Origin of the sequence: Micromonospora globispora (genome assembly GCF_003857015.1) — a bacterium.
In the GTDB taxonomy this organism is placed as follows: Bacteria; Actinomycetota; Actinomycetes; order Mycobacteriales; family Micromonosporaceae; genus Micromonospora; species Micromonospora globispora.
Genome location: NZ_QGGF01000373.1, coordinates 1 through 576 on the forward strand (window position 1 = coordinate 1; position 576 = coordinate 576).

At 67.7% G+C, this 576-nt stretch carries 1 pseudogene; it reads right to left on the minus strand.

Features of this window, described 5'->3' with window-relative positions:
* Positions 1 to 273 precede the first annotated feature (273 nt).
* Positions 274 to 576: pseudogene (locus DKL51_RS18935) on the minus strand (hypothetical protein); the annotation flags it as partial.

Here is a 576-nt window from a genome sequence, read left to right on the forward strand (position 1 = left end):
CGACACCCGTCCGGTGAGTGCACGAGCAGCCCTTCCCGGCCAGATCGACAGATCCGGTTCAAGACCCGAGGTCAGCCAGGCTTAGGGTCAGACCCGGCCGGGGAGGGCTCTCCCATGATCCTCACTGTCAGGCTTGATCCCTGCGCCGGTCACGGTGGCCCCCAGCCCTGACCTGCTTGCGGTCCGTCCGGCGGTTCCGACTTCTGAATACGCCGCTGGCCGGCACCCTCGTGAGGGTGCCGGCCAGTGGTCGGTTCACGGTGTTCGGTTGGGTCAGCTGTTCCAGTGCTGGGCGACGAGGTCGGCGGCCTGCTGCTCCCACTGGGCGTAGGCGTCCGGGTAGGCCGACACCTGCACCGTCTGCGCGGCCTCGGTCAGGGGCATGTCCTGCCACCCGTCGACCTGCTTCAGACCCTTCTGGAAGGCCATGGTCGAGTACTCGGGGTCGGTGATCTGCTCCGGGGTACCCCAACCCGAGGAGGGGCGCTGCTGGAACAGGCCCAGCGAGTCGTGGTCGTTGCGGTCACCCAGGTGACCCAGGTTCTCCAGCTTCGACTCCTGCAGGCTGGTGCCGAT